The organism is Bradyrhizobium sp. i1.15.2, from assembly GCF_040548425.1.
Taxonomy (GTDB): Bacteria; Pseudomonadota; Alphaproteobacteria; order Rhizobiales; family Xanthobacteraceae; genus Bradyrhizobium; species Bradyrhizobium canariense.
Map to the genome: position 1 here is coordinate 282329 of NZ_JBEPRQ010000002.1, position 26036 is coordinate 308364.

Consider the following 26036-nt stretch of genomic DNA (forward strand, 5'->3'; position numbering starts at 1 on the left):
AGGCCGGATCTCGATCCGGCCTTTCGCATGGGCGCCTCAGGCAGCCTGAATCAGTCCTTCCTTCTTCATCGCTTCCTGCACCTGCGGCCGCGCCGCGACGCGGGTCTTGTACGCGGCAAGGTTCGGCATCGCCGACAGGTCGAACTTCATCCGGTCGGCCCAGGTCAGCATCGTGAAGAGATAACCGTCGGCCACCGTGAACTGCTTGCCCATGAGGTAGTCGCGGCCGGCGAGCTGGCTGTCGATGTATTTCAGCTTGCCCATGACGCGGTCCTTGAAGAAGGCCTTGGCCTCGTCGTTCAGCGCCGGCGCGAACATCGGGCCGAAGCTCTTGTGGACCTCCGAGGTGAGGAAGTTCAGCCATTCGAGCAGCTTGTAGCGCTCGGAGCTGCCGTGGGCCGGCGCCAGCGCCTTGGCCGAGGCCTGATCGGCGATCATCTGGACAATCACCGGGCCTTCGGTCACGATCTCTCCGCTATCGAGGCCCAGCGCAGGGACCTGGCCCTTGGGGTTCAGCTTCAGATAATCCTCACCGTTTTCGAGCTTCTTGGCCCGGATATCGACCTTGACCAGTTCATACGGCAGGCCGGCTTCCAGGAGCGCGATATGGGGGGATAGCGAGCAGGCACCGGGCGAATAGTACAATTTCATGGAATTTCCTCCTCTTGTTGCTTGGTTCAGGCGAAAGAACGACTACATGCATCTGCTTGAAATAGTCAAGATTGATGCAGCTGCATCGAATAGGGTAAGAGACGGGCGACGAGCTTGAGCGGGACCATGAAACGCAAACCATCGACCGAGGCGACTTCCGCCTGGATCCGCTTGATGCGGGTGCAGAGCCGTGTGCTCAATTGCGTCGAGCAGGACCTGAAGAAGGCCGGCTTCCCACCGCTGGCATGGTATGACGCGCTGCTCGAACTGTCACGGGCGCCCTCGGGCGAGCTCCGGCCGGTCGAACTCGAACGGCAGATGCTGATCCCGCAATATTCGACATCGCGGCTGATCGACCGCCTGGTCGACGAAGGCCTCGCCTCGCGGCGCGAATGCAAGATCGACAAGCGCGGCCAGTTCGTGGAGATCACGGAAGCCGGGCGCGAATTGCAGAAGCGGATGTGGGGCGCCTATTCTGCCGCGATCGAGAAATATGTCGGTTCGAAGCTGTCCGATGCGGATGCCGTGAAGCTCAGCGGTCTGCTCGACCGTCTGGGCTGCTCGTGCGGCGAGATGAAACTGCCGCCTGCCCACGTCAACGAAACCACGCCGTTGCGATGATCGCGCGGCAAACCAGCTCGTCCGTGCAGCCGGTGGCTGCGCGGACCATCCCTGTCACCCACGCGCGTTCGATCGAAGCGCTTTTGATTAGAGTCTGATATGGCGCGAGACCAGATCGATATGACGCCGTTGCAATCGCGTGACGAACTCGTCAAGTGGTTCGAGGAAGGCTGCAAGGACCCGTCCGAATTCCGCATGGGCACCGAGCATGAGAAGACGCCGTTCACGCTCGAAGGCCACTGCCCGGTGCCCTATGAGGGCCCGCGCGGTATCGGCGCGCTGCTCGAAGGCATGAAGCTCCTGCTCGGCTGGGAGCCGATCATGGAGAAGGGCAACATCATCGGCCTCTACGACGTCACCGGCGGCGGCGCGATTTCGCTGGAGCCCGGTGGGCAGTTCGAGCTTTCGGGCGCTCCGGTCGAAAACGTGCACCAGACCCAGAGTGAGCTGATGGCGCATCTGGCGCAGGTGCGCGAGATCGCAACGCCGCTCGGCATCGGCTTCCTCGGGCTCGGCATGACGCCGTCCTGGTCGCGCGCCGACATCCCGGTGATGCCCAAGGGCCGCTACAAGATCATGACCAATTACATGCCGAAGGTCGGCCAGTACGGCCTCGACATGATGTACCGGACCTGCACGGTACAGACCAATCTCGACTTCTCCTCCGAAGCCGACATGGTCAAGAAGCTGCGTGTTTCGCTCGCGCTTCAGCCGGTCGCGACCGCCTTGTTCGCCAATTCGCCGTTTACCGAGGGCAAGCCGAACGGCTTTCTCTCCTTCCGGTCCGAGATCTGGCGCGATACCGACAACGCGCGTGCCGGCATGATGCCGTGGGCATTCGAGGACGGCATGGGCTTCGAGCGCTATGTCGATTACGCGCTCGACGTGCCCATGTATTTCGTCAAGCGCGACGAGGACTACATCGACGTCTCGGGCTCCTCGTTCCGCGCCTTCTTCGATGGTCGCAACAACAATTTGCCTGGGGAACGTCCGACGTTGTCGGACTGGGCCAACCATCTTTCGACGATTTTCCCGGAGGTGCGGCTCAAGCGCTATCTCGAGATGCGCGGCTCCGATGGTGGCCCGTGGGGCCGTCTGCCGGCGCTATCGGCGTTCTGGGCCGGGCTCCTCTACGACGATGTCTCGCTGGATGCCGCCTGGGACTTGGTGAAGCATTGGAGCGCGCATGAGCGCCAGGCCCTGCGCGACGACGTGCCGCGCTTCGGCTTCAAATCGCGGATCAAGGACCGCTATCTGTTCGAGATCGCCAAGGAATGCCTCGTTCTGGCACATGCCGGCTTGCGCCGGCGCGGCCGGATCGACCAGCTCGGCCGCGACGAGACCAGGCATCTGGAGCCGCTCGATCGCATCATCGATTCCGGCCGCACGCCGGCTGAGGAGATGCTCGACAAGTTCAAGGGTCCCTGGAACGGCTCGGTGGAACCAGCCTACGCGGAATACGCGTTCTAGGACACAAGACGAGCGGTCGGGAGCTGAGCCGTTCATCGCCCGTACAGGTTTGCGGCGATCAAATGGCCGGCTGAAAAACCCGAGCGTCGTCAATAACTCGAAAGCTGTTCCGATGGGGAAGGGCCGCCTGGCCGTCCTGGCAAGCGTCGCGGCCTGCGCCGCGCTGCTTTCGCTCGTGTTTGCGAGCTGGCCTGCGCGCGCCCAGACGGCGTTCGACCGGCCCGGCGGAGACTATTTCAGCACCCCGGTCACGTCGGGCGATCCGGAGGATTGCGCGCTGCTGTGCGAGCGCGACCGCCGGTGCCGCTCGTGGAGCTTCAGCTATCCGGACGTCGAAGGCGGCTCGGCCGTGTGCTGGCTGAAGAACACGGTGCCTGCGCGCGTGCCGGGAAGCTGCTGCATCTCCGGTGTGCGGGGCGCCGGCGTGATCGAGCCGCGCGTCGAAGGCGTGGAGACCTCGATCGACCGCCCCGGCGGCGATTTGCGCAATTTCGAGATGAAGGACGGCGAAGGCGAAGAGGCCTGCAAGGCCGCCTGCACCGCCGACAACAAATGCCGCGCCTTCACCTATGCCCGCCCCGGCTACACCGGACGCGAAGCGCGCTGCTTCCTGAAAAAGGAAATCAAACCGCCGCGGCGGAAGGCGGGGTTCACGTCGGGCGTGGTGAGATAGCATGCAGCTCTCACCACCGTCCTTGCGAGCCACCGGGTCCGCGCGAAGCGCGGCCCGATGACAGGCTCCGCGAAGCAATCCAGAATTGCTTCCGCGGCGGCACTCTGGACTGCTTCGTCGCTTCGCTCCTCGCAATGGCGAGGAGGGTAAAGCGGACATCTCATTCGGCCGCGATCACCGTGATCTCGGGCCACAGCGTCTTCCAGCGTGCCGCCTTCGCCGCGTAACTGGCGGCGGAAAAATTCGGCGTCCGATTGGGTCGCACGATCAGCTTCGCGATGTCGTCGAATCCGTGCGGCGCGTAGACCTCGAAATCCCCACCGGCAGAGCGGATGCCCGCCTGCGTATTCTCCGTGAGGAAGCGGTCGATACCGTCGGTCGCGCGCATCAAGGGTGGATAGGGCAGACCGTGCTTGCCGGGATACCAAAGGTGCACGCGTGCCTGGTTGCGGATTTCGACCTTGGGGCCGAGATGCGCGAGCTGCGCGTGCAGCTTGCGGATCACCGCATCTTCCGCCTCCCATGAGGTGTCGGAATCGAAATAGAACACGTCGTAATCGGCGATGCCGTGATCGATCGGGCGGCCCGTGAGCACGTTCCACACCGTCTGCACCAGGCAGCCCGCGACGAGCCACGCATCCGGCAGCGCGAGGCGATGGATTTCATCGAGGATCGCTGCGTTCAACGGATTTCGCAGGGCGAGAGCCAGAAATTCGTCGCGGACCATCACTATTGCACTCCCTCTCCCGCATGCAGGAGAGAGGTGAGGACGTTCCTGCCTTCAATGCACGGCGGTGAAAAACCGCGCCATGCGAAATCCGGACAGCCAGGTCCACACCGGCTGGCCCCGGATGCCGAGATCCCAGGATCCGAGCACGGCATCCGCGCGGCCGACCAGATTGTCGATCGGCAACATGCCGACGCCGCCGGAGCGCAGGGGCACGCGGCTGTCGGCGGAGTTGTCGCGGTTGTCGCCGAGCACGAAGAGATGGCCCGCCGGCACCGTCACTTCCTGAGTGTTGTCGAGCGGACCGTTGTCGCGCATCTTGAAGATCAGGTGCGAGACGCCGTTCGGCAGCGTCTCGACATAGCGATAGGCGGGTTCGCTGCCGCCATTGTCGTCCTCGGCGGCGCCGACGCCGTCCGGCTTCAGTTCGGCGGGGCGGTCGTTGACGAAGAGCTGGCCCTGGCGCAGCTGGATGCGGTCGCCGGGCAGGCCCACGACGCGCTTGACCCAGGCCTGCGAGCGATCGCCGGGCCAGCGGAAGACCACGACGTCGCCCTGCTTCGGCGTCTCCGCGAAGACGCGACCGCTCTCGGGCAGGTTGATCTGGATCGGCAGCGACGAGGTGCCGTAGCCGTAGGGGAATTTCGAGGCGATCAAGGCGTCGCCGATCAACAGCGTCGGCTCCATCGAGCCCGACGGCACGTAGAACGGCTCGGCCAGCGCACCCTTGGCGATGAACACCGCCGCGACGATGCCCGCGAGCTGCACGAGCTGGCCTGCCCAGCCGCTGCCCTTCCGCTTGGTGGTGACAGTTATCTTCTCGACGCTCATCCGCCTGTTCCACCCACCGTAATGCGTTCCATCAACAGCGACGGCTGGCCGACGCCGACCGGCACGCCCTGACCGTTCTTGCCGCAGGTGCCGATGCCGGTATCCAGCGCGAGGTCGTTGCCGATCATGCGGATGCGACGCAAATCGGTCGGCCCGTTGCCGATCAGCATGGCGCCCTTCAAGGGCGCACCGATCTTGCCGTTCTCGATCTTGTAGGCCTCGGTGCACTGAAACACGTATTTGCCCGAGGTGATGTCGACCTGACCGCCGCCGAAATTCGCGGCGAAGACGCCGTTCTTCACCGACGCGAGGATCTCGGCCGGATCGCGGTCGCCCGCGAGCATGTAGGTATTGGTCATGCGCGGCATCGGCACATGGGCATAGCCCTGGCGGCGCCCGTTGCCGGTCGGCTTCATATTCATCAGGCGCGCGTTCTGGCGGTCCTGCATATAGCCGACCAGGACGCCGTCCTCGATCAGCACGGTGCGGTTGGTCGGCGTGCCCTCGTCGTCGATCGACAGCGAGCCGCGGCGCGAGGCAATGGTGCCGTCGTCGACCACGGTCACGCCCTTGGCCGCGACCTGCTGGCCCATCAGGCCGGCAAACGCCGACGTCTTCTTGCGGTTGAAGTCACCTTCGAGGCCATGACCGACCGCCTCATGCAGCATCACGCCGGGCCAGCCGGCCCCGAGCACGACGTCCATCTCGCCGGCGGGGGCGGGAATCGATTCCAGATTGACGAGGGCCTCGCGCAGCGCCCCGTCGGCGGCGTCGCGCCAGGACTTAGCTTCGATGAATTCGGCGTAGCCGGCGCGACCGCCATAACCCTTGCTGCCGCTCTCCTGGCGGTCGCCCTGACCGGCGACGACGGAGACGTTGACGCGCACGAGCGGGCGGATGTCTCGATAGCTCTCGCCGTCGGGCCGCAGGATCTCGACCACCTGCCAGGTCGCGCCCAGGCTGACGCTGACCTGCCGCACCCGCGGATCCTTGTCGCGCAGATAGGCGTCGATTTCGGCGAGCAGCTTGACCTTGGTCTCGAAGCCGGGGGCATCGAGCGGATTGTCGTCACTGTAAAGCCGCACGTTGGTATGTGCTGGAGGCGCGGCGAAGTTGCCGGAATAACCACCGCGCACGGCCGCGACCGCGTCCGCAGCGCGAATCAGCGCCGGCAGCGACACGTCCGAGGAATGCGCGTAGCCGACCGCGTCGTCCTTGACGGCGCGCAGGCCAAAACCTTGCGAGGTGTCGTAGGTCGCCTGCTTCAGCCGCCCATTGTCGAACATCAGCGCTTCGGTCTGGCTGTATTCCAGGAACAATTCGCCGTCGTCGGCACCGGCAAGCCCGCGCGCGAGCTCGTTGCGAACCTGATCGCGGTCGAGATTGGCGCGGTCGAGCAGGGAGGTTGTGGCAGGGTTGGTCATGCGTCCGTCCATTATCGGGGGATGTGAGGCAAGATAATGGTTTCCCGGCAGTTCCGCGAGGGGCTTGGCCGTCACATTACGGAAACGATAGGATTGGCACGGGAGTAAGGGGCCCTGACGCGGATGCCGATCGGTGCTATGCTAGTTTCATGAATTACCGAGATATCATCTCGATTGAACCTGGCAAACGCGGTGGGCGACCCTGCATCCGCCACATGCGGATCGCTGTGGCAGATGTGCTCGGCTGGCTGGCTGCTGGCCAGACCCACGCTCAAATCCTCGACGACTTCCCCGAACTGACCGAGGACGATATCCGCGCTTGCCTGGCCTATGCCGCCGACCGCGAGAGGCGATTGGTGACCGCACCGATATGAGGCGCTGTTCGATCAGAACCTCAGCTTCAAACTTTGCCAGATGATCGACGACCTTTTTCCGGATTCGAGTCACGTCCGGTCTTATGGTCTGTCCGAAGTCGCCGACGGTGCGCTTTGGGAGTTTGCGAAGGCAAATGGTTTCGCGATTGTGACCCAGGACGTCGATTTTGCCGAGCTGGCGGGCCTGTTGGGCTCTCCACCCAAAGTGATTTGGCTTCGGGCGGGCAATCAAACGACCGCGACGATTGCGGCTCTGCTTCGCCGGCACGCGCGGACGATTGAGTCTTTCGAGAGCGATGACAGCACTGCCTGCCTTGAGATTTATTAGGCCGTTAGAGCCTATGGCAGCTTGTCATATCCCTCGCCGAGCCCGTTCAGGCTGAGCGGGAAGCCGATGCCTTCTTCCGGGGTCTCGAAGATGATGAAGGTCGCGGTCTTGGCGGTGCGGAGCTGGCCGAGCAGCTTGTCGTCCATGACGACTTCGGCGACGCAGCCATTGGGCAGGCAGCGGACAAAGCCGGCACGGCCGACATCCTGGTTGTCGAGTTTGAGGCCGAGGCCGGAGGGCAGGAGAACGCCGAGGGGGGCGACGACCCGCATCAGGCGGCTCTTCTGGTCGGCGGTCTTGAGAACGATCACGGTCAGGCCGGCGTTGGAGCGGTCTTCGGCCACCACGCTCTGGATCAGAGCACATTGCTCGGACTGGGCGCCCGGCGGGGTGTCGCAGCGGATCTGCCAGTCGCCATGGACGGAGCGCACCGCGCCCTGCGCATGGGCGAGGCCCGGAAGCGCCAGGACGACGACCGCCGCCAGCAGGGCAGCCAGCATCGTGAGGCCGCCAGCCTGGCTTTTAGCCCGCCTTGCCATGGATCTCGAAAACCCCATCGGGTCGGTCCCTCTGCTCGCCTGGGTCGCTCGCACCCGGCGGACTGATACGGGAATGACGGCGTCTTGAAGGCGATTCGCAAGCAAATTCCACGCCGCCCCGGCCGTCGTCGCCCGCACGAATCAGGTTCCTGTGCGGCTGTCCGCCAGTGCCTACCGCGGGCAATTCCGCTGTCAAGCGGCAGCATCCCGGGAAATGGTATTTTTGTCTGATGTTACTAGGAAATATCTTGCGGGTGATGGCTGACAGACGAGGCTCAAGACTGCATTGCGATAGATCAAGAATTATGGTTTGAGAGGCTTGATTTCGGCGTTCTAGCGATCTGGCCCCAATTCCTCTTAGAGGTATTCTTGCGCGGCGGTTTGTCAGACGGGGGATCGAATAAAGCGTTTCCCGAAAATAGGGGAATGCACTTGGGGTGATTTCGTTAGGGGAGCGCGAACGGCATGAAGATGTCGATGGGCCCGGTGGGCCGGCACTTGCTGGGATTGGCCGTAGCGGGTCTGACGCTGGCGACGGGCGGTGCGGCATTTGCCGAGCTCGGGCAACCGGCTGCGTGGGAGTGGACGCTGCAGCAGTCCGGGTCCCCGGTGATGGACAACATCGTCTGGTTTCACAATTTCCTGTTCGTGCTGATCACGCTGATCACGCTGTTCGTTCTGGCGCTGCTCGTGATCGTGGTCGTGAAGTTCAACGCGCGAGCCAATCCGGTGCCGTCGCGGACCACGCACAACACGCTGATCGAGGTAGCGTGGACGCTCGTTCCGGTGCTGATTCTGGTCGGTATCTCGGTGCCGTCGTTCCGGCTCCTGTTCCTAGAGCTCGACGTGCCGAAGGCGGATCTGACCATCAAGGCGACCGGCAAGCAGTGGTACTGGTCCTACGCCTATCCTGATAACGGCAAGTTCGAGTTCGACTCGCTGATGGCCCAGGACAAGCAGCCCCGCCTGCTCGGCGTCGACAATGAGATGGTGGTGCCCGTCAACAAGGTGGTCCGGGTTCAGGTGACCGGGGCCGACGTGATTCATGCCTTTGCGCTGCCGTCCTTCGGCGTCAAGATCGACGCCATTCCGGGCCGGCTCAACGAGACCTGGTTCAAGGCCACCAAGACCGGCATGTTCTACGGCCAGTGCTCGGAATTGTGCGGCAAGGACCACGCCTTCATGCCGATCGCCATCCGCGTGGTGAGCGACCAGGAGTTCGCCTCCTGGGTCGAGACGGCGAAGAAGAAGTACGCGAGCGGCGGCACCAGCACCTACGCCTCCACGGCCGGCCCGACGCAGTGAGCGCCGGGCGAAGGGTTCGAGGAAACTGAAAGCGACATAAGGGCGGGACCTCCAGAGGTCCGATCGGGACGCAAGGCAGGATTAGAAAATGGCAACGAGCGCAGCGGCACACGGCGATCACGCGCAAGACCACGGACATGACGAGCACGCCCATCCGACCGGATGGCGGCGCTACGTCTATTCGACCAACCACAAGGACATCGGCACGATGTACCTGATCTTCGCGGTCATCGCCGGCGTCATCGGCGCCGCGATGTCGATCGCGATCCGTGCCGAGCTGATGTATCCGGGCGTGCAGATCTTCCACGAGACGCACACCTACAATGTGTTCGTGACCTCCCACGGTCTGATCATGATCTTCTTCATGGTCATGCCTGCGATGATCGGCGGCTTCGGCAACTGGTTCGTGCCGCTGATGATCGGCGCGCCCGACATGGCGTTCCCGCGCATGAACAACATCTCGTTCTGGCTGCTGCCGGCCTCGTTCGCGCTGCTGCTGATGTCGACCTTCGTCGAGGGCGAGCCGGGCGCCAACGGCGTCGGCGCCGGCTGGACCATGTACGCGCCGCTGTCGAGCTCGGGCCATCCGGGCCCGGCCGTCGACTTCGCGATCCTGTCGCTGCATCTGGCAGGCGCCTCCTCGATCCTCGGCGCCATCAATTTCATCACCACCATCTTCAACATGCGCGCGCCGGGCATGACCCTGCACAAGATGCCGCTGTTCGTGTGGTCGATCCTGGTGACGGTGTTCCTGCTGCTGTTGTCGCTGCCGGTGCTCGCCGGTGCGATTACGATGCTGCTCACCGACCGCAATTTCGGCACGACGTTCTTCAACCCCGAAGGCGGCGGCGATCCCGTGCTGTTCCAGCATCTGTTCTGGTTCTTCGGTCACCCCGAAGTGTACATCCTGATCCTGCCCGCCTTCGGCATGGTCAGCCAGATCGTCTCGACCTTCTCGCGCAAGCCCGTGTTCGGCTATCTCGGCATGGCCTACGCCATGGTCGCGATCGGCGGCATCGGCTTCGTGGTGTGGGCGCACCATATGTACACGGTCGGCATGTCCTCGGCGACGCAGGCCTATTTCGTCGCCGCCACGATGGTCATCGCGGTCCCGACCGGCGTGAAGATCTTCTCGTGGATCGCCACGATGTGGGGCGGCTCGATCGAGTTCCGCGCGCCGATGATCTGGGCGGTGGGATTCATCTTCCTGTTCACCGTCGGCGGCGTCACCGGCGTGGTGCTGGCGAATGCCGGCGTCGACCGCGTGCTCCAGGAGACCTACTACGTCGTCGCGCACTTCCACTACGTGCTGTCGCTCGGTGCGGTGTTCGGTATCTTCGCCGGCTGGTACTACTGGTTCCCGAAGATGTCGGGCTACATGTACAATGAAGGGCTCGCCAAGGCGCACTTCTGGGTCACCTTCATCGGCGTGAACCTGGTGTTCTTCCCGCAGCACTTCCTCGGCCTGTCGGGCATGCCGCGCCGCTATGTCGACTATCCCGACGCGTTCGCGGGCTGGAATCTGGTCTCGTCGGTCGGCTCCTACATCTCCGGCTTCGGCGTGCTGATCTTCCTCTATTGCGTGATCGACGCCTTCGCGAAGAAGGTGCCGGCTGGCGACAATCCGTGGGGTGCAGGTGCGACCACGCTGGAATGGACGCTGCCCTCGCCGCCGCCCTTCCACCAGTTCGAAGTGCTGCCCCGCGTGCAGTAAGCAAATGCTCGCGGCGCCCGTGACGGGCGCCGCGGCTCGACAACCAAGCGAGTCAGTCTAGTGTCCGTCCTCGACCACAACGCCGTCCACATCAATCCCCGCATCTCCGAAGCGGAGGTTGGCGATTACATCGCGCTCCTGAAGCCGCGGGTGATGTCGCTGGTGATCTTCACCGCGCTGGTCGGAATGGCGATGGCACCCGGGCATTTTCACCCGGTGCTGGCCATCACCTCGCTGCTCTGCATCGCCGTCGGCGCCGGCGCGTCCGGCGCGCTCAACATGGCGCTCGAAGGCGACATCGACGCCAAGATGTCGCGCACGGCGAACCGGCCGATTCCGCGCGGCCGCATCACCCGCCCCGAGGCGATGACCTTCGGCATGACGCTCGCCTTCTTCTCGGTGATGACGCTCGGCATCCTGGTCAACTGGATCGCGGGCGCGCTGCTCGCCTTCACCATCTTCTTCTACGTCGTGATCTACACGATCGGTCTGAAGCGCTGGACCGCGCAGAACATCGTGATCGGGGGTGCCGCCGGCGCGCTGCCGCCAGTGGTGGCCTGGGCCGCGGTCACCGGCACGGTCGACGTCGAGCCGCTGCTGCTGTTCGCCATCATCTTCTTCTGGACGCCGCCGCACTTCTGGGCGCTGGCGCTGTTCCGCTCCGACGATTACGCGCGCGCCGGCATTCCGATGCTGCCCAACGTCGCCGGCCCCGACGCAACCCGGCTTCAGATCCTGCTCTATACCATCGTGCTGATCGCGGTCGCTGCTGCGCCCTGGGCGCTTGGTTATTTCGATGCCATCTATGGCATCGTCTCGCTGATCCTCGGCGCCGGCATGCTGGCGTTCGCCGTCAACGTCTACGTGCGTCGCGAGCGTAGCCAATCGCTGCGGGCGACCCGCAAGCTGTTCGCGTTCTCCATCCTTTATCTGTTCGCGCTGTTTGCGACCTTGCTGGCCGAGGTCGTGTTCCGGGCGCTCGCGCCGATGGTAGGGGGCGCATGATCGCAGGAATGGCCGACAAACCCGAGATAGACGGAATCGTCCTCACCGAGGCGCAGAAGAAGAGCCGTCGCCAGCGCTCGATCGCGATCGCACTCGCGCTCGGCGTGCTCGTGGTGCTGTTCTTCGCCGTCACCATGGTCAAGGGGCCGGCCGTGCTCGTCCGGCCGATGTAGGAAACATGGATCAGAAGCCGACCATATCGCAGGATCAGAGCCGGACGGCCGCCAAAGGCCGCAGGCCTTCCAAAGGGCTTGGCCGCGACGTGGTGGTCGCCTCGATCTGCGGCGGCGTGGTCGCGCTGATGGTCGGCGCCTCCTACGCGGCGGTGCCGTTCTACAACTGGTTCTGCCGCGCCACCGGCTTCAACGGCACGACCCAGGTCGCGACCTCGGCGCCGGCCAGCGGTCCGATCGCACGAAAGATCGCGGTGCGCTTCGATTCCAACGTCGCGCCCGGCCTGCCCTGGAAGTTCGAGCCCGAGCAGAGCGAGATCGAGGTCAATATCGGCCAGGTCGTGACCGTCTTCTACACGGTGACCAACCGGGCCGCGCGGACCACCGCAGGCCAGGCCGCCTACAATGTCGCGCCGCTGACGGTCGGATCCTATTTCCAGAAGATCAACTGCTTCTGCTTCACCGAGCAGACCATGGCGCCGGGCGAGAAGCGAGAGATGCCGGTCGTGTTCTACGTCGATCCGTCGATTGCCGACGACCACGAGAACGACGGTCTCAACACGATCACGCTGTCCTACACGTTCTATCCGGTGAAGGATCCGGTGGTGAAGCCGCTCGCGGCCAGCGAAGACGACAAACGCAAGGGAAATCTCTGATCTCCGGGCTCACGCGCCGGGGTTGGACATAAGGGGATAAGTGCCTGACAGGCACGGGATTGAGGAGCGAGACCGCAAATGGCAACGGCGCACACCAAGCATCACGACTACCACCTGGTCGATCCCTCGCCATGGCCCGTCGTCGGCTCCATCTCCGCCTTCATCATGGCGGTCGGCGCGATCACCTGGATGCACCACATGTTCTCGGCTGCGCCGATCATCTTCGGTGTCGGCACCGTCGGTGTGCTCTACACCATGGCGAGCTGGTGGGGCGACGTGATCCGGGAAGCCCAGTACAAGGGTGACCACACCCGCGTCGTGCAGCTGCATCACCGCTACGGCATGATCCTGTTCATCGCTTCGGAGGTGATGTTCTTCGTCGCCTGGTTCTGGGCCTATTTCAACGCGGCGCTATTCCCGGCCGACGCCGTCCACGCCACCCGCGATGCGGTGTTCGGCTGTGGTCTCGGGACTGCGGCCGGCGCCTGCGCCGTGCCGGGCACCTGGCCGCCGCACGGCATCGAGACCTTCGATCCCTGGCATCTGCCGCTCCTCAACACGCTGATCCTGCTCACCTCCGGCACCACGGTGACCTGGGCCCACCATGCGCTGCTCGAGAACGATCGCCAGGGCCTGAAGTATGGCCTGATCCTCACCGTCGTGCTCGGCGCGCTCTTCACCTGCGTGCAGGCCTATGAGTACAGCCACGCGGCATTCTCCTTCGGCGGCAACGTCTACGGCGCGACCTTCTTCATGGCGACCGGCTTCCACGGTTTTCATGTGCTGGTCGGCACCATCTTCCTGCTGGTGTGCCTGTTCCGCGCCTATGCCGGCCACTTCACGCCGACCCAGCATCTCGGCTTCGAGTTCGCCGCCTGGTACTGGCACTTCGTCGACGTGGTCTGGCTGTTCCTGTTCCTCTGCATCTATGTCTGGGGACACGGCGCCGAGACCATGGCCCACGGCGCGCACTGAGCGGGCTGACTTCGGATCGAGAAAGGGCGGCCCCGGGGCCGCCCTTTTGCTTTTCTGCGCGCAGGGGTTTCGGCAGAAACTGTGATAGACCCTGTCATCATGAACAAAGCCGACGACACGTCCGAGTCGCAAGCCACCGTCCTGCAGAGCGCGCTGCGCGGGCTTGCCTGCAAATGCCCGCGCTGCGGCCAGGGCAAGCTCTATGCAGGCTTCCTGACGCTTGCGCCGTCCTGCGAGCATTGCGGCCTCGACTACGCCTTCATCGATTCCGGTGACGGTCCGGCGATCTTCATCATCATGCTGGCCGGTGCGATCGTGGTCGGCTGCGCGCTCGTCGTCGAGGTCAAGTACCAGCCGCCGTATTGGCTGCATGCGGTGCTGTGGCTGCCGCTGATCCTTGCGACCACCCTGCTGCCGTTGCGCGCCATGAAGTCGCTGCTGATCGCGCTGCAATTCCACCATAAGGCGGCACCGGGCCGGCTGGTCGACCGCGCGAAATGAACGAGACCGCGCGCAAGCCCCGCGTGGCCGGCTTCGCGCTGTTCACGCTATTCCTGACTGCGGTCTGCATCGTGCTCGGTATCTGGCAATTGCAGCGCCGCATCGCCAAGCACGAGCTGATCGCCGCACTCACCGAGCGTCTCGCGGAGGCACCGGTCGCTCTGCCGCCGCCGGCGCGATGGGCCGCGCTAAGCCCCGCGCGCGATGAATTCCGCCGTGTCAGCTTTACCGCGACCTATGCGCCGTTGCCCGATGCGATGGTCTATTCCCCCGGATCCGCCGTACGCAAGGATGCGTCAGGCCCCGGCACCTGGGCGTTCCTGCCGGCGCGGCTGCCGAGCGGCGAGACGGTGGTGATCGATGCGGGCTTCGTCGAAAATACCATGCAGGATCGCAGCGTCGAGGATCGCGCGGTCAAGAAGCTCGTCACGGGGCAGGCGGTCTCCTTCACCGGCTATCTGCGCTTCCCCGAGGCACCTGGCTGGCTGACCCCGGCGGAGAACCGCGACAAGCGGCTGTGGTTCGTGCGCGATCACGTGGTGATCGCGAGCGCGCTGGGCTGGGGCGCGGTTGCGCCGTTCTATGTCGACCTCGAGCAGCCCGCGCCCGAGAACGGCATTCCGCGGCCGGGGCCGCTCGACGTGCATCTCAAGGACGATCACCTGCAATACGCCATCACCTGGTTCACGCTTGCAGGCGCCGTGCTCATCGCCTTCGCCGTTTGGGCAAGAGGGCGGCGACGGGGCTGAGCTCCGTAGATCCACTCAGGAAACCCAGGGCTATCGCATATGACGTCTCGGCGGCGCCAGAGCGAACGCCTCATCCTTCGAGACGACCGCTTCGCGGCCTCCTCAGGATGAGGCTCAGCTGCATCCATCCGCGTTGAAATGCTGCCGCATACTCATCCCTCATCCTGAGGGCCCGCCGCAGGCGGGCGTCTCGAAGGATGGCCGCAGTCGAATATATTTCTTCATATGCGACAGCCCTGCCAGGGAACCCGGTATCGCCCGGGGTTTACCATTCAGCGCACATTCACGAGTGTGGTCCTAAGCCGCCATCGTTTTTCCGCGGCCGACAGGATTGCAGCGTGAGCGATTTCGACCAGATGGGAATTGTCGTCGACTGGGTGGATGCCTGCAGGAAGGGCGACCTCGCGGCGCTCCTCGACCTCTATGCGGACGACGCCCACGTCGAATGCACGTGCAACGGCACGCAGCGCTATCGCGGCCGGAGCGAGCTCGAAGCCTATTGGCAGCCGCGGCTCAGCGCTTTCTCGTCGGTCGGTTTCGGGCTGGAGGAAATCCATCCTGCGCCACACGGCGTCGATCTCGAATATTCCGTCGCCGGCGCGCTACGCTTCCGCGCCTCGTTTTGTTTTAGTCCGGACGGCAAGATCCGCACCACGCTGTGCGAGCCGGCGCGACAGAACGCGCAGCTTGGCTGGGCGTGCTAGAGTTTCCGTCCTGATTAAGTCAGAACCGAACACCAGATTCTGTTTTGACGCGTTTTCTTCACGCGAACTGGTATCCACTTCGCTCGAAAAGGCTCTAGCCGGTGACCGGCGCCTCGCGTGCCGGCTCGGCGGGAAGGCGGCAGCGCACATAAGTCCTGTCGTCCACGCGCAGCAGTGACAGCGATCCGCTGAGTGCGCGCACGCGCTCATGCATGCCGGTCAGGCCGCGGCCGAACACATTACCTTCGGGAAAGCCGCCGCCATCGTCGGAAATCTCGATGACGACCGTCTCCCCGGCGAAGGTCGCCTGCACATGGGCATTGCTGGCGCCGGCATGACGCAGCACGTTGGTCAGCGCCTCCTGAATCACGCGATAGACGGTCTGAGCCAGCGGCCCGCCGATCGCGTTGAGATCCGGATCGATCGTGTCCGTCAGGTCGATAGACGGCGCCTGCTTGCGAAAATTCCGGAGCAGCGTCTGCACGGTGGTCTCCAGACCCAATTCCTCGATGTAGAGCGGTCGCAACCGGTCGAGGATGCGGCGGTTGGTCTGCTGGAGCGCCTCGACCGATTGCAACACATCCTGCGCCGAACTGCCGGGATTTCCCGCCGGGGGCGAGGCGTCGGCCAATGCGATCGTGCCGGCGCGGATGCTGAACAGCAGCGGGCCGAGTTCGTCGTGCAGTTCGCGCGCGAGATCGCGCCGCTCGTCGTCCTGGAGCGACACCAGGCGGTGCAGCAGGTCGCGATTATCCTGGCTCAATTGCGCCAGCGTTTCGGCCAGCGCATTGGCCTCCTCGCAGCTTTGCCGGATTTCCGGCGGTCCTCTGACCGGGATCGGCGTTGCGTAGTCGCCGCGCCGCATCCGCGTGAGTCCTTCGCCGAGATCTTGCAGCGGGCGCAGGGCCGATCCCGCGAAAACATAGGCAATGGTGCCGGTGAGCACCATCAGCACGGCAACGAGGATGGTCAGCGCGAGAAAGCCGATCCACTTCTCGAACAGGTCAGCCGACAGGTCCGGCAGGAAGACGAGATCGCCGACACGCTGGCCGTCGATCGTCACCGCAGCTGCCGCGTCCATGTCTGGAATGGTGAGCAGGTCGACAAACCATTGCGGTACGCCATGCGGCTTGCGCAGGCCGCCCCTCGCTGAGGACGCTGGACCCGTCTCCACGGCACGGAATTGGATATCGGAGGAGGTGTCCAGAGAATGGACAAAGGCGTCGAGCGTCTGCCGCGGGTTGTTCGAGGTGCGCAGGGTATTGTTGAGCGCGGCGGCAATGGTCTGAATCGAACGCCGCCCCGGCTCGTTCTCGTCCGCCAATTGGCCGGTCGCGAAGGTTTGGAGCAGCACGCCCCCCATGATCAGCGCGGCGAGGAAGCTCAAGCCGAGCGGCAGAAACAGTTGGGTCCTGAACGAGAAGCGTTGCCACATTAGGTCAATTCTAACGCGCGTCAGGGGATTTTGCTCTTTCCATTTGTTCCCGTCGGTTTATGAGTCGAAAAACTAGAGAATTACAATGCAAGATACTGCCAAGCCGGCGACCCGCGTCCTGATTGTCGACGACCATCCCGTGGTGCTGTCCGGTTGCCGCACCCTGTTCGCCACCGACCATTCGATCCGGATCGACGAGGCGACCGACGCCAAATCCGGGCATCGCGCCTATGTCAGCAAGCGGCCCGACGTCACTGTGATCGACATCAGCCTGCCCGACGTCTCCGGCTTTGAACTGATGCGGCGCATTCGTAAGGACGATCCTGACGCCAAGATCATCATGTTCAGCATGAACGACGATCCGGCCTTCGTGGTGCGGGCGGTCGAGCTTGGGGCGCAGGGCTACGTCTCAAAGGGCGACGATCCCCGGATCCTGCTCAAGGCGGTGCGCAAGGTGGTTGCGGGCGACAATTTCATCTCACCGCAGCTCGCGGAAGCCGTGACGTTTTCCGGCGCGGCGATCAAGGCCAATCCTGCCTCGCAGATGACGCCGCGGGAGCTCGAGATTCTTCGCCTGCTGGGTCGAGGCGACAAGATCGTGGAGGTCGCCGAGGCGCTCGGTATCTCCTACAAGACCGTCGCCAACACCACCTCCCTGCTCAAGCAGAAGCTCGGTGCCAAGAACCATTCCGACCTGATCCGGATCGCGGTGGAAATCGGGATGAACTGACGCCCGGGCGCCGAACCGGCTGCTCCAGGATGCTGCCGGTTCGGCGGGCGGACCGGTCTCGGCGCTCAGCCGGGCAATGCGTGGATAGCGCCGACACCATCCGCCGACACAATGAGCGCAGCCATCGTTCGTTCCCGAACTGTCCGATCGTTCGGGATATAATGGCAATGCGTGGCGCCAAATTGCTGGGCGAACGTTTGCCCGTGCTGAAACGCGTCGGGAAAAATAGGAACATTTTCTCGCACATCCCGTTTTGTCCCTTGACGATGCCGTGACAGCCGACGAAAGCTTGCGCGAACAGTTTTTGAGGGTCGGTGACCCCAAGAGGCCAAACCGGTCTGCACACAACGACAGACCTTCCAAGAGAGGGCTGCGGCATTGCCGCAGCCCTTTTCGTTGGCAGCCTTTTTCCTTGGATGGCCCCAGGCGCGAAGCGGTTTCCTGATGCCGCAAAACACTTTATGGTGGCCCAAAGCCTCTGGCTGTTAACAAGTAATTTCGTAAAATCAAAGGCTTGCGGATCGAGCCTAGGCTCGGCCGGCCTTTGGAGGGCAGTTTGACTCGTTATATCTCGACCCGGGGCGAGGCCCCCGAACTCGGCTTCTGCGACGTGATGCTGACCGGGCTCGCCCGCGACGGCGGCCTGTATGTGCCGGCCATCTGGCCGCAACTCTCGCCTGACGCCATCGCCGGCTTCTTCGGTCGTCCCTATTGGGAGGTCGCGGTCGAGGTGATCCGCCCCTTCGTCGCCGGCGAGATCTCGGACGCCGAGCTCGGCCGCATGGCGAACGAGGCCTACGCCACCTTCCGCCATCCGGCGGTGGTGCCGCTGCGCCAGATGGCGCCGCACCAGTTTGTGCTTGAGCTGTTCCACGGTCCGACGCTCGCCTTCAAGGACGTGGCGATGCAGCTGATCTCGCGGCTGATGGACCACGTGCTCGCCAAGCGCGGCCAGCGCACCACCATCGTGGTCGCGACCTCGGGCGACACCGGCGGTGCTGCGGTCGACGCGTTCGCAGGGCTCGAAAATGTCGATCTCATCGTGCTGTTCCCGCGTGGCCGCATCTCCGAGGTGCAGCGGCGGATGATGACGACGACGGGCGCGGCCAACGTCCATGCGCTCGCCGTCGAGGGCAATTTCGACGATTGCCAGGCCATCGTGAAGGCGATGTTCAACAACCATCGCTTCCGCGATGCGACCTCGCTGTCCGGTGTCAATTCCATCAATTGGGCGCGCATCGTCGCCCAGGTGGTCTACTATTTCACCTCCGCCGTTGCCGTCGGCGCACCCGCGCGCGCGGTGGACTTCGTCGTGCCAACCGGCAATTTCGGCGACATCTTTGCCGGCTATGTCGCCAAGCGCATGGGTCTTCCGGTGCGGACCCTGGGCATCGCCGCCAACGTCAACGACATCCTGGCGCGCACGCTGAAGACCGGAATCTACGAGGTGCGCGAGGTCCACGCGACGGCGTCGCCGTCGATGGACATCCAGATCTCCTCGAATTTCGAGCGGCTGCTGTTCGAAGCTGGCGGGCGCGATGCCGCCGGCGTGCGCCGTCTGATGGATTCGCTGAAGCAATCCGGCCGCTTCGTGCTGCCCGATGCGACGCTGGCCGCGATCCGCGAGGGGTTCGACGCAGGCCGGGCCGACGAGACCGAGACCGCGGCCGCGATCCGCGCCGCCTGGCGCGAGGCGGGCGAACTGGTCGACCCCCACACTGCGGTCGCGCTTGCGGTCGCCGACCGCGACACCACGGACAGGACGGTTCCCAGCATCGTGCTGTCCACCGCGCATCCGGCCAAATTCCCCGATGCGGTCGAAGCGGCCTGCGGCCAGCGGCCGCAACTGCCGGCCTGGCTCGATGGTCTGATGACCAAATCCGAACACATGAAGGTGATGAAGAACGACCAGGCCGAGGTCGAGCGGTTCGTGCTGTCGGTCAGCCGCGCCGCGAAACAGGGAGTTGCCGGATGAGCGTCGAGATTTCCAAGCTTGCGTCCGGCCTGACCGTCGTCACCGACAAGATGCCCCATCTCGAGACCGCGGCGCTTGGCGTCTGGGCCGGCGTCGGCGGGCGCGACGAGAAGCCCAACGAGCACGGCATCTCGCATCTCCTGGAACATATGGCTTTCAAAGGCACGACGAAGCGTTCGTCGCGCGAGATTGTCGAGGAGATCGAGGCGGTCGGCGGCGACCTCAACGCCGGCACCTCGACCGAGACCACGTCCTATTATGCGCGGGTGCTGAAGGCCGACGTGCCGCTCGCGCTCGACGTGCTCGCCGACATCCTGGCCAATCCGGCCTTCGAGCCTGACGAGCTCGAGCGCGAGAAGAACGTCATCGTGCAGGAGATCGGCGCGGCGCAGGACACGCCTGACGACGTCGTGTTCGAGCACCTCAACGAGCTCTGCTATCCCGACCAGCCGATGGGCCGTTCGCTGCTCGGCACCGCGAAGACCTTGCGTGCCTTCAGCCGCGACTCGCTGCGCGACTATCTGTCGACGCATTACCGCGGGCCGGACATGGTGGTGGCGGCCGCCGGGGCGGTCGATCACAAGCAGGTGGTCGCCGAGGTCGAGCAGCGCTTTGCCAGTTTTGAGGGGACAGCGGGCCCCAAGCCGCAACCCGCGCAGTTCGGCAAGGGCGGCACCAAGGTGGTGCATCGCGAGCTCGAACAGGCGCATCTGACGCTGGCGCTGGAGGGCGTGCCGCAGACCGATCTGTCGCTGTTCTCGCTCCAGGTCTTCACCAACATCCTCGGCGGCGGGATGTCGTCGCGGCTGTTCCAGGAGGTGCGCGAGAAGCGCGGCCTCTGTTACTCGATCTACTCGTTCCACGCCCCCTATACCGACACCGGCTTTTTCGGCCTCTACACCGGCACCGATCCGGCCGACGCGCCCGAGATGATGGAGGTCGTGGTCGACATCATGAACGATTCGGTCGAGACCCTGACCGAGGTCGAGATCGCGCGGGCCAAGGCGCAAATGAAGGCGGGGCTGCTGATGGCGCTGGAGAGCTGCTCGTCCCGCGCCGAGCAGCTCGCCCGGCATGTGCTGGCCTATGGCCGGCCCCAGACCGCCGAGGAGCTGGTGGCCCGGATCGACGCCGTCAGCGTCGAATCGACCCGGGATGCGGCGCGTGCACTGCTTTCGCGCAGCCGCCCTGCGGTTGTCGCATTAGGCAGTGGCAGGGGTCTGGACACGGCGGTGTCTTTTGCGGAAGGATTGACCCGGGCACGCGCCAAGGCGCGGCTGCATTAGGAGCCGCGCACGGGTTGATCCGCCCCCGGGAAGCATCACCATGGCCCTCTTTCGCCTGCCATCCAGTGGACCCGCCGCTCTCGCGCCGCGCGGCAACGGCCTGTTGCTACGCGCGCCGCAGATGTCGGACTTCCTGCAGTGGGCCCATCTGCGCGAGTCCAGCCGCGATTACCTGACGCCCTGGGAGCCGATCTGGCCGTCGGACGATCTCACGCGCTCCGGTTTCCGCCGTCGCCTGCGCCGCTATTCCGAGGACATCGCCGCGGACCGGTCCTATCCCTTTCTGATCTTCCGGGAGCTCGACGGCGCCATGGTCGGCGGCATCACGCTCGCCAATGTCCGCCGCGGCATCGTCCAGGCCGGCACCATCGGCTATTGGGTCGGGAAGCCCCACGCTCAGCGCGGCTACATGACGGCCGCGCTGCGTGTGCTGCTGCCGACGCTGTTCGGCGAGCTCAATCTGCACCGGGTCGAGGCGGCCTGCATCCCGACCAATGCGCCCTCGATCCGGGTGCTGGAGAAGTGCGGTTTCTCGCGCGAGGGGCTGGCGCGCCGCTATCTCTGTATCAACGGGGTCTGGCAGGACCATTTGTTGTTCGGCCTGCTGCACGAGGATTTCCGCGGCTGAGCCGTTCGTTGATGTGACCAAAGTCTCCTGTGTGCCTGCCTTGGGTTCGCCGGTTTTGACGATATAACGGCGCAACCCGGCCGGTGATCGGCCGTGATGTTGTCATGGAGTGTGGGTGTTGATGGTGCAGGAGCTTCGGTCATCGCGGAATGCGTTGCGGCGGGGGGCGGCGGTCGCGCTGGCGTTGTCGGTTGCACTCGTCTCCGTCTCGCCGGTTGCGGCGCAGTCGCTGACCGATCGATTCAAGGGCCTGTTCGGCGGCAAGTCGGACGAGCCGGCTCAACCCAAGCCGGCACCTGCGCCAGGCCAGCCGGCGGCCGATGACGATCTTGACTGCCCGCAGGTCACGGTGCGTGCCGGAGCCTCCACCTATGCGGTCGGTGCCACCGGCAAGCCGGCCGTCGGCAACGAGATCCGCTTTCAGGCCACCATCACCAAGATGGCGCGCGAATGCGCCCGCAATGGCGGCGATATCACGGCCCGGATCGGCATCCAGGGCCGCGTCATTGCCGGTCCCGCCGGCGCGCCTGCGACCGTCGAGGTGCCGCTGCGCGTCGCCGTGGTGCAGGGCGGCGTCGGCGAGAAGGTGATCGCTTCCAAGGCCTACCGGACCACGGTCGGAATGTCGGAGGGCGGCAGCGTGCCGTTCACCTTCGTGGCCGAGGATCTGGTCTATCCGATGCCTTCGGCCAAGGACGCCGATAGCTACATCTTCTATGTCGGCTTCGATCCGCAGGCGCTCTCGCCCGAGCCGAAGGCGCGAGCGAAGAAGAAGTAGGGCGGTCTCGTGCCCCGGACGCGGCGCAGCGCGCAGCGGTGCGACGCAGAGCCGGGGCCCATGTTGCGGTCAGCGTTATCGTGTGAGGCATGGGTCCCGGCTCTGCGGAGCAGCGTTACACGCTGCGCCGCGTCCGGGACACGGGAAGAAGCCATACCAACAAAAAAGCCGGCGCTCATCGCACCGGCTTTTTGATGGGTGAAGGCGAAGCCCCTCAGTTCAGCTTCTGCCTGACTTCGGTGATGCCCTTGGCGAGCAGATCGTCGGCGACCTGGCCCCTGACCGACTGCGACAGGATGGTGGAGGCGGCCTGGACGGCGGCTTCGGCGGCTGCGGCGCGGACATCGGCCACCGCCTGGGCCTCGGCGAGCGCGATCTTGCCCTCCGCGGTCTTGGTGCGGCGAGCGACGAAATCTTCCACCTTGGCCTTGGCCTCGGTTGCGATGCGCTCGGCTTCGCTCTTCGCGTTCGTGATGATGTCGGCGGCCTCGCGTTCGGCCGAGGCGGTGCGCGCCTTGTAGTCGGCGAGTACCTTGGCGGCTTCCTGCTTGAGGCGCGTCGCGTCGTCGAGCTCGGCCTTGATGCGATCGGCGCGATGGTCGAGCGCAGTCATGGCCTTCTTGAAGACACCGAGATAGCCGAACCCGACCATCAGGATCACGAAGGCGATGGCGACCCAGGTTTCAGGATCGAAGAACATATCGATTAACCCTTCAAGGACGCATCAACGGCGGCATTGACCAATGCCGCGTCCGGAACCACGCCGGTGAGCTGCTGCACGATGGTGCCTGCCGCATCGGCCGCGATGCCGCGGACGTTGCTCATGGCGGTCGCACGGGTCGAGGCGATGGTCTTCTCCGCCTCGGCGAGCTTGGCCGCCAATTGCTCTTCCAAAGCCTTGCGCTCGGCGTCCGCCTGCGCATTCGCCTTGTCGCGGGATTCGTTGCCGATGGCCTGCGCGCGCGAGCGTGCCGAAGCAAGCTCGCTATCATAGGCCTTCAGCGCCGCTTCGGACTGGTCCTTCAGCTTCTGCGCTTCGGCGAGGTCGCCCTCGATCTTGTTCTGACGCGCCTCGATCGCACCGCCGACGCGCGGCAGAGCGAGCTTGGACACGATCACGTAAAGCGCGACGAAGAAGATCGCGAGCGACACCAGCTGCGAAGCATAGGTGCTGCTCTCGAACGGCGGAAAACCGCCACCGTGGTGACCACCGTCAGCCTCGGTGTGAGCGCCCGCCGCCGGACCTTTTGCGCCGCCATGACTTTCAGCCATGGAGTACTCCTGTTGCTGTCATGCGCGTCGCTTCGGCTGAAGCGGCGCGAAAATCGTCCTCAGAGCGGAACGAACAGCAGCAGCAGCGCGATCAGCAGCGAGAAAATGCCGAGCGCTTCGGTCACGGCGAAGCCGAAGATCAGATTGCCGAACTGGCCCTGAGCGGCCGAGGGGTTGCGAACGGCTGCGGCGAGGTAGTTGCCGAAGATCACGCCGACGCCGACGCCCGCGCCGCCCATGCCGATGCATGCGATGCCCGCGCCGATAAGTTTTGCTGCTGCCGGATCCATTTTAGACTCCTTGGAAGAAAGATTGGGTTTTGGGTGGAAATTCCCCGGACCGCTCAGTGTCCCGGATGAATGGCGTCGTTGAGGTAGATGCAGGTCAGGATCGCAAACACATAGGCTTGCAGGAATGCGACCAGAATCTCGAGAGCGTAAAGCGCGACCGTGAGCGCCAGCGGCAGCACGCCGCCGACCCAGCCGAGGGCGCCGAGCGAGAAGCCGAGCATGGCGACGAAGCCCGCGAACACCTTCAGCGCGATGTGGCCGGCCAGCATGTTGGCAAACAGACGGACGCTGTGGGAGACCGGCCGCAGGAAGAACGACAGGATCTCGATGAACATCACCAGCGGCAGGATGTAGCCGGGGACGCCGTGGGGCACGAAGATCGAGAAGAATTTCAGGCCGTTTTTGGCAATGCCGTAGATCAGCACCGTGAAGAAGACCAGCAGCGCGAGGGCCGCGGTGACGATCAGATGGCTCGAGATCGTGAAGGTGTAGGGAATGATGCCGACCAGGTTCGAAACGCAGATGAACATGAACAGCGAGAAGATCAGCGGGAAGAACTTCATGCCTTCCGAGCCGGCCGTCGAGCGGATGGTCGAGGCCACGAACTCGTAGGAGATCTCGGCGACCGACTGCAGGCGCCCGGGAACCAGCTGCGTGCCGCTGGCGAGCATCAGGATCGAGATGATCGCGACCGCCACCAGCATGTAGAGCGACGAATTGGTGAAGGCGATCGTGTGGTTGCCGATATGGCCCAGGGTGAAGAGAGGCTCGATGTTGAACTGGTGGATCGGATCGATTTTCATCAGCGCGGCATCTCTTGGTCTGCCGGGCGATGCCGGCGGGTCTCGGTCTGCCGGTCGGGCCCGGCCCGTACCGGCTCAAGCCGGCACGATCATTCCTCTCCTGGAGTGGATCGCTTAAGAACCACCGCGCCTGTTTTGACCCGCGCCTGCCGTTCTCACCACATTCACCACGCCGGCGACGAAGCCCAGCAGCAGGAACACGATGAATCCGAAAGGCGACGTCGACAGCAAGCGGTCGAAACCCCAGCCAATCCCCGCTCCGACAACGACCCCGGCGACCAACTCGGAGGATAACCGGAAACCAAGCGCCATCGCCGAGGCTCTGGCCGCTCTGTCTTCACCGTCACCTGCGGGTTGCTCGGTCTTGACGTGGCGGCCGCGAAATTCGGACAACCGCTGATCAAGATTTCCGAGCCGATCGGAAAGCGCAGCTTCCTCGGGCGATCTATCGCGATCTCCATTCTCGCCGTGTCCCGTGCCCTGTGTCATGCAACGAAGACCCGAAACGCCGCGGCTGAATGGAAATTGCGCCCGCCACCCTCAAAAGCCGCGCGGACCATACTGATGGCCCATAATCAAGTCAAGCCAAGTCACGATTGTGTCCATTCCCGTTATGTATATGATTTCTTTGGAAATATCGGCGCGGCCGGCAGCGCTGCACACAGCGTGACGCCGCACCGCAGCAGGTCTCCGCTGGATCGGCGAACGCAGTCGCCATTTCGCCCGGCTGCCGGGATCAAAGGGGGCCTCGCGATCGTTGATGTCAAAGGCGCGTTTTGGGCGGCGGATCGCCTCGCCGGGGTGTAGCATTTGCGAGACGTGCCACCTTTATGAGCGCCATCTTTGGACGTGCGACCGGCGCGTCGTGGCGGAGAACGCGATGAGACCAGCGAATTCATCCCCAGCATCATGGCTTGCGGCGGCGGCGTTCGCCGCGGCGATGGCCATCAGCGTCGGCTGCCTTGCCGCGCAATCCGCGCCCGACAGCGAAAACGGCCGCTACAGCATGACCCCCATCCCCGAGGGCGTGCTGCGGCTCGACAGCCGCACCGGCACCGTGTCGACCTGCACCCGGAGCGGCGCCGGCTGGGCCTGCTACGCCGTACCCGATGAACGTACCGCGCTCGACGCCGAGATCGGCAGGCTCCAGGCCGAAGTCGAGATGCTGAAGGAACGGCTTGCGGCGGGGCCGACCGTGTCAGGCAAGATCGACGAGGCGCTGCCGAAAACCGATCCGCTCAAGAAGGCGGAGCCGCAAGCACGAGAACCAAGGGCCGCCGAGGGCGAGCGCAGGATCGAGATCCCGCTGCCGAGCGACCAGGACGTCGATCGCGTGATGTCGTTCCTGGAAAAAGCCTGGCGTCGCCTGATCGACATGGCCAACCGCGTGCAGAAGGACGTCTCGGGGAAGATTTAGCG

At 64.4% G+C, this 26036-nt stretch carries 31 protein-coding genes; 20 read left to right on the forward strand and 11 right to left on the reverse strand.

The genetic code is table 11. The annotated features are described in order from the left end of the window. Positions 1–36: 36 nt before the first annotated feature. Positions 37–651, reverse strand: coding sequence for a glutathione transferase GstA (gene gstA / locus ABIB80_RS06150; RefSeq protein WP_007599415.1), 615 nt, complete (start codon positions 649–651; stop codon positions 37–39). A 126-nt stretch (positions 652–777) separates the two neighbouring features. Here gstA and ABIB80_RS06155 point away from each other — a divergent pair, with 126 nt between their 5' ends. The 3 genes from ABIB80_RS06155 to ABIB80_RS06165 all read left to right on the forward strand — a co-directional run bounded on the left by ABIB80_RS06155 (position 778) and on the right by ABIB80_RS06165 (position 3415). After that, a complete protein-coding gene (locus ABIB80_RS06155; protein WP_007599417.1) occupies positions 778–1272 on the forward strand; it encodes a MarR family winged helix-turn-helix transcriptional regulator in 495 nt (164 codons plus the stop codon). 99 nt (positions 1273–1371) lie between these two features. Further along, positions 1372–2742: a glutamate--cysteine ligase gene (locus ABIB80_RS06160; protein WP_007599418.1), complete on the forward strand. Its 1371-nt coding sequence runs from the start codon at positions 1372–1374 to the stop codon at positions 2740–2742. A gap of 112 nt (positions 2743–2854) precedes the next feature. After that, entirely contained in the window at positions 2855–3415 is a 561-nt protein-coding gene (locus tag ABIB80_RS06165) for a PAN domain-containing protein (protein WP_007599419.1), read from the forward strand. A gap of 160 nt (positions 3416–3575) precedes the next feature. Here ABIB80_RS06165 and ABIB80_RS06170 read toward each other — a convergent pair whose 3' ends face one another. The 3 genes from ABIB80_RS06170 to tldD are packed head-to-tail and all read right to left on the reverse strand — an operon-like array spanning position 3576 to position 6397. Continuing rightward, a complete protein-coding gene (locus ABIB80_RS06170) occupies positions 3576–4142 on the reverse strand; it encodes a nucleotidyltransferase family protein (RefSeq protein ID WP_007599420.1) in 567 nt (188 codons plus the stop codon). 54 nt (positions 4143–4196) lie between these two features. After that, the gene (gene lepB / locus ABIB80_RS06175; RefSeq protein WP_007599422.1) at positions 4197–4973 is read right to left on the reverse strand and encodes a signal peptidase I; all 777 of its coding nucleotides are present in this window, start codon (positions 4971–4973) and stop codon (positions 4197–4199) included. After that, entirely contained in the window at positions 4970–6397 is a 1428-nt protein-coding gene (gene tldD, locus ABIB80_RS06180; protein WP_007599424.1) for a metalloprotease TldD, read from the reverse strand. Before tldD ends, lepB begins: the two co-directional genes overlap by 4 nt. A gap of 149 nt (positions 6398–6546) precedes the next feature. Between tldD and ABIB80_RS06185 the strand changes: the two genes are divergently transcribed. Together ABIB80_RS06185 and ABIB80_RS06190 are read left to right on the forward strand one after the other, a co-directional pair. Continuing rightward, positions 6547–6771 (forward strand): DUF433 domain-containing protein, encoded by a 225-nt coding sequence (locus ABIB80_RS06185; RefSeq protein WP_007599426.1) that lies wholly within the window; start codon positions 6547–6549, stop codon positions 6769–6771. Positions 6772–6775: 4 nt separating this feature from the next. After that, positions 6776–7099, forward strand: coding sequence for a DUF5615 family PIN-like protein (locus tag ABIB80_RS06190; protein ID WP_035993984.1), 324 nt, complete (start codon positions 6776–6778; stop codon positions 7097–7099). An 11-nt stretch (positions 7100–7110) separates the two neighbouring features. Here the strand turns inward: ABIB80_RS06190 and ABIB80_RS06195 are convergent, their stop codons facing one another. Further along, positions 7111–7656, reverse strand: coding sequence for an invasion associated locus B family protein (locus tag ABIB80_RS06195; RefSeq protein ID WP_007599430.1), 546 nt, complete (start codon positions 7654–7656; stop codon positions 7111–7113). A gap of 447 nt (positions 7657–8103) precedes the next feature. Here ABIB80_RS06195 and coxB point away from each other — a divergent pair, with 447 nt between their 5' ends. The 9 genes from coxB to ABIB80_RS06240 all read left to right on the forward strand — a co-directional run bounded on the left by coxB (position 8104) and on the right by ABIB80_RS06240 (position 15420). After that, complete coding sequence (coxB, locus tag ABIB80_RS06200; RefSeq protein WP_007599432.1) at positions 8104–8943, forward strand: cytochrome c oxidase subunit II; 840 nt, start codon at positions 8104–8106, stop codon at positions 8941–8943. 88 nt (positions 8944–9031) lie between these two features. After that, positions 9032–10657: a cytochrome c oxidase subunit I gene (gene ctaD / locus ABIB80_RS06205; RefSeq protein ID WP_007605061.1), complete on the forward strand. Its 1626-nt coding sequence runs from the start codon at positions 9032–9034 to the stop codon at positions 10655–10657. Positions 10658–10717: 60 nt separating this feature from the next. Beyond that, positions 10718–11662 carry a heme o synthase gene (locus tag ABIB80_RS06210; RefSeq protein WP_007599434.1) on the forward strand — a complete coding sequence of 315 codons (945 nt, stop codon included), beginning with the start codon at positions 10718–10720 and terminating at the stop codon, positions 11660–11662. After that, positions 11659–11835: a cytochrome c oxidase system small membrane protein gene (locus ABIB80_RS06215; RefSeq protein WP_007599435.1), complete on the forward strand. Its 177-nt coding sequence runs from the start codon at positions 11659–11661 to the stop codon at positions 11833–11835. Before ABIB80_RS06210 ends, ABIB80_RS06215 begins: the two co-directional genes overlap by 4 nt. 5 nt (positions 11836–11840) lie before the next feature. Then, on the forward strand, positions 11841–12491 hold the full coding sequence (locus ABIB80_RS06220; protein ID WP_007599436.1) for a cytochrome c oxidase assembly protein: 651 nt from the start codon (positions 11841–11843) through the stop codon (positions 12489–12491). A gap of 78 nt (positions 12492–12569) precedes the next feature. Continuing rightward, positions 12570–13466, forward strand: a complete 897-nt coding sequence (locus ABIB80_RS06225; protein ID WP_007599437.1) for a cytochrome c oxidase subunit 3 — start codon at positions 12570–12572, stop codon at positions 13464–13466. Between the two features lie 99 nt (positions 13467–13565). Beyond that, the gene (locus ABIB80_RS06230; RefSeq protein WP_007599438.1) at positions 13566–13967 is read left to right on the forward strand and encodes a DUF983 domain-containing protein; all 402 of its coding nucleotides are present in this window, start codon (positions 13566–13568) and stop codon (positions 13965–13967) included. Continuing rightward, the gene (locus ABIB80_RS06235; protein ID WP_007599439.1) at positions 13964–14716 is read left to right on the forward strand and encodes an SURF1 family protein; all 753 of its coding nucleotides are present in this window, start codon (positions 13964–13966) and stop codon (positions 14714–14716) included. Before ABIB80_RS06230 ends, ABIB80_RS06235 begins: the two co-directional genes overlap by 4 nt. 338 nt (positions 14717–15054) lie before the next feature. Then, a complete protein-coding gene (locus ABIB80_RS06240) occupies positions 15055–15420 on the forward strand; it encodes a nuclear transport factor 2 family protein (protein ID WP_007599441.1) in 366 nt (121 codons plus the stop codon). Between the two features lie 94 nt (positions 15421–15514). On the opposite strand, the gene ABIB80_RS06245 is transcribed toward ABIB80_RS06240, so the two are convergent. Next, entirely contained in the window at positions 15515–16855 is a 1341-nt protein-coding gene (locus ABIB80_RS06245; protein WP_007599442.1) for a histidine kinase, read from the reverse strand. Positions 16856–16940: 85 nt separating this feature from the next. Between ABIB80_RS06245 and ABIB80_RS06250 the strand changes: the two genes are divergently transcribed. The 5 genes from ABIB80_RS06250 to ABIB80_RS06270 all read left to right on the forward strand — a co-directional run bounded on the left by ABIB80_RS06250 (position 16941) and on the right by ABIB80_RS06270 (position 22252). After that, positions 16941–17585 carry a response regulator transcription factor gene (locus tag ABIB80_RS06250; RefSeq protein ID WP_007599443.1) on the forward strand — a complete coding sequence of 215 codons (645 nt, stop codon included), beginning with the start codon at positions 16941–16943 and terminating at the stop codon, positions 17583–17585. 556 nt (positions 17586–18141) lie between these two features. Next, positions 18142–19560 (forward strand): threonine synthase, encoded by a 1419-nt coding sequence (gene thrC, locus ABIB80_RS06255; RefSeq protein WP_007599445.1) that lies wholly within the window; start codon positions 18142–18144, stop codon positions 19558–19560. Then, positions 19557–20846, forward strand: a complete 1290-nt coding sequence (locus ABIB80_RS06260) for a M16 family metallopeptidase (protein WP_007599446.1) — start codon at positions 19557–19559, stop codon at positions 20844–20846. The genes thrC and ABIB80_RS06260 overlap by 4 nt, the downstream gene beginning before the upstream one ends. 40 nt (positions 20847–20886) lie before the next feature. Beyond that, positions 20887–21474 (forward strand): GNAT family N-acetyltransferase, encoded by a 588-nt coding sequence (locus tag ABIB80_RS06265; protein WP_007599447.1) that lies wholly within the window; start codon positions 20887–20889, stop codon positions 21472–21474. Positions 21475–21595: 121 nt separating this feature from the next. Then, entirely contained in the window at positions 21596–22252 is a 657-nt protein-coding gene (locus tag ABIB80_RS06270; protein ID WP_007599448.1) for a hypothetical protein, read from the forward strand. A 214-nt stretch (positions 22253–22466) separates the two neighbouring features. Here ABIB80_RS06270 and ABIB80_RS06275 read toward each other — a convergent pair whose 3' ends face one another. The 5 genes from ABIB80_RS06275 to ABIB80_RS06295 all read right to left on the reverse strand — a co-directional run bounded on the left by ABIB80_RS06275 (position 22467) and on the right by ABIB80_RS06295 (position 25106). Further along, a complete protein-coding gene (locus tag ABIB80_RS06275) occupies positions 22467–22952 on the reverse strand; it encodes a F0F1 ATP synthase subunit B family protein (protein WP_007599449.1) in 486 nt (161 codons plus the stop codon). 5 nt (positions 22953–22957) lie between these two features. Next, positions 22958–23524 (reverse strand): F0F1 ATP synthase subunit B family protein, encoded by a 567-nt coding sequence (locus tag ABIB80_RS06280; RefSeq protein ID WP_007599450.1) that lies wholly within the window; start codon positions 23522–23524, stop codon positions 22958–22960. A 59-nt stretch (positions 23525–23583) separates the two neighbouring features. Beyond that, positions 23584–23814 carry a F0F1 ATP synthase subunit C gene (locus ABIB80_RS06285; protein WP_007599451.1) on the reverse strand — a complete coding sequence of 77 codons (231 nt, stop codon included), beginning with the start codon at positions 23812–23814 and terminating at the stop codon, positions 23584–23586. Between the two features lie 53 nt (positions 23815–23867). Further along, positions 23868–24617, reverse strand: a complete 750-nt coding sequence (locus tag ABIB80_RS06290) for a F0F1 ATP synthase subunit A (RefSeq protein ID WP_007599455.1) — start codon at positions 24615–24617, stop codon at positions 23868–23870. Positions 24618–24731: 114 nt separating this feature from the next. Beyond that, positions 24732–25106 carry an AtpZ/AtpI family protein gene (locus ABIB80_RS06295; protein ID WP_007599457.1) on the reverse strand — a complete coding sequence of 125 codons (375 nt, stop codon included), beginning with the start codon at positions 25104–25106 and terminating at the stop codon, positions 24732–24734. A 391-nt stretch (positions 25107–25497) separates the two neighbouring features. On the opposite strand from ABIB80_RS06295, the gene ABIB80_RS06300 reads away from it, so the two are divergent. Beyond that, on the forward strand, positions 25498–26034 hold the full coding sequence (locus ABIB80_RS06300; protein ID WP_007599459.1) for a hypothetical protein: 537 nt from the start codon (positions 25498–25500) through the stop codon (positions 26032–26034). Positions 26035–26036 lie beyond the last annotated feature (2 nt).

Excerpts from the sequence above, each read along its gene's own strand:
- ABIB80_RS06265 (WP_007599447.1), top strand. The coding sequence starts at position 20,887 with ATGGCCCTCTTTCGCCTGCCATCCAGTGGACCCGCCGCTCTCGCGCCG.
- ABIB80_RS06220 (WP_007599436.1), top strand. The coding sequence starts at position 11,841 with ATGGATCAGAAGCCGACCATATCGCAGGATCAGAGCCGGACGGCCGCC.
- ABIB80_RS06275 (WP_007599449.1), bottom strand. The coding sequence starts at position 22,952 with ATGTTCTTCGATCCTGAAACCTGGGTCGCCATCGCCTTCGTGATCCTG.
- ABIB80_RS06160 (WP_007599418.1), top strand. The coding sequence starts at position 1,372 with ATGGCGCGAGACCAGATCGATATGACGCCGTTGCAATCGCGTGACGAA.
- ABIB80_RS06280 (WP_007599450.1), bottom strand. The coding sequence starts at position 23,524 with ATGGCTGAAAGTCATGGCGGCGCAAAAGGTCCGGCGGCGGGCGCTCAC.
- ABIB80_RS06235 (WP_007599439.1), top strand. The coding sequence starts at position 13,964 with ATGAACGAGACCGCGCGCAAGCCCCGCGTGGCCGGCTTCGCGCTGTTC.
- ABIB80_RS06185 (WP_007599426.1), top strand. The coding sequence starts at position 6,547 with ATGAATTACCGAGATATCATCTCGATTGAACCTGGCAAACGCGGTGGG.
- ABIB80_RS06290 (WP_007599455.1), bottom strand. The coding sequence starts at position 24,617 with ATGAAAATCGATCCGATCCACCAGTTCAACATCGAGCCTCTCTTCACC.
- ABIB80_RS06250 (WP_007599443.1), top strand. The coding sequence starts at position 16,941 with ATGCAAGATACTGCCAAGCCGGCGACCCGCGTCCTGATTGTCGACGAC.
- ABIB80_RS06170 (WP_007599420.1), bottom strand. The coding sequence starts at position 4,142 with ATGGTCCGCGACGAATTTCTGGCTCTCGCCCTGCGAAATCCGTTGAAC.
- lepB (WP_007599422.1), bottom strand. The coding sequence starts at position 4,973 with ATGAGCGTCGAGAAGATAACTGTCACCACCAAGCGGAAGGGCAGCGGC.
- ABIB80_RS06245 (WP_007599442.1), bottom strand. The coding sequence starts at position 16,855 with ATGTGGCAACGCTTCTCGTTCAGGACCCAACTGTTTCTGCCGCTCGGC.
- ABIB80_RS06260 (WP_007599446.1), top strand. The coding sequence starts at position 19,557 with ATGAGCGTCGAGATTTCCAAGCTTGCGTCCGGCCTGACCGTCGTCACC.
- ABIB80_RS06155 (WP_007599417.1), top strand. The coding sequence starts at position 778 with ATGAAACGCAAACCATCGACCGAGGCGACTTCCGCCTGGATCCGCTTG.
- ctaD (WP_007605061.1), top strand. The coding sequence starts at position 9,032 with ATGGCAACGAGCGCAGCGGCACACGGCGATCACGCGCAAGACCACGGA.
- ABIB80_RS06195 (WP_007599430.1), bottom strand. The coding sequence starts at position 7,656 with ATGGGGTTTTCGAGATCCATGGCAAGGCGGGCTAAAAGCCAGGCTGGC.
- ABIB80_RS06165 (WP_007599419.1), top strand. The coding sequence starts at position 2,855 with ATGGGGAAGGGCCGCCTGGCCGTCCTGGCAAGCGTCGCGGCCTGCGCC.
- gstA (WP_007599415.1), bottom strand. The coding sequence starts at position 651 with ATGAAATTGTACTATTCGCCCGGTGCCTGCTCGCTATCCCCCCATATC.
- ABIB80_RS06285 (WP_007599451.1), bottom strand. The coding sequence starts at position 23,814 with ATGGATCCGGCAGCAGCAAAACTTATCGGCGCGGGCATCGCATGCATC.
- ABIB80_RS06215 (WP_007599435.1), top strand. The coding sequence starts at position 11,659 with ATGATCGCAGGAATGGCCGACAAACCCGAGATAGACGGAATCGTCCTC.
- coxB (WP_007599432.1), top strand. The coding sequence starts at position 8,104 with ATGAAGATGTCGATGGGCCCGGTGGGCCGGCACTTGCTGGGATTGGCC.
- ABIB80_RS06230 (WP_007599438.1), top strand. The coding sequence starts at position 13,566 with ATGAACAAAGCCGACGACACGTCCGAGTCGCAAGCCACCGTCCTGCAG.
- tldD (WP_007599424.1), bottom strand. The coding sequence starts at position 6,397 with ATGACCAACCCTGCCACAACCTCCCTGCTCGACCGCGCCAATCTCGAC.
- ABIB80_RS06270 (WP_007599448.1), top strand. The coding sequence starts at position 21,596 with ATGGTGCAGGAGCTTCGGTCATCGCGGAATGCGTTGCGGCGGGGGGCG.
- ABIB80_RS06295 (WP_007599457.1), bottom strand. The coding sequence starts at position 25,106 with ATGACACAGGGCACGGGACACGGCGAGAATGGAGATCGCGATAGATCG.
- ABIB80_RS06300 (WP_007599459.1), top strand. The coding sequence starts at position 25,498 with ATGAGACCAGCGAATTCATCCCCAGCATCATGGCTTGCGGCGGCGGCG.
- ABIB80_RS06225 (WP_007599437.1), top strand. The coding sequence starts at position 12,570 with ATGGCAACGGCGCACACCAAGCATCACGACTACCACCTGGTCGATCCC.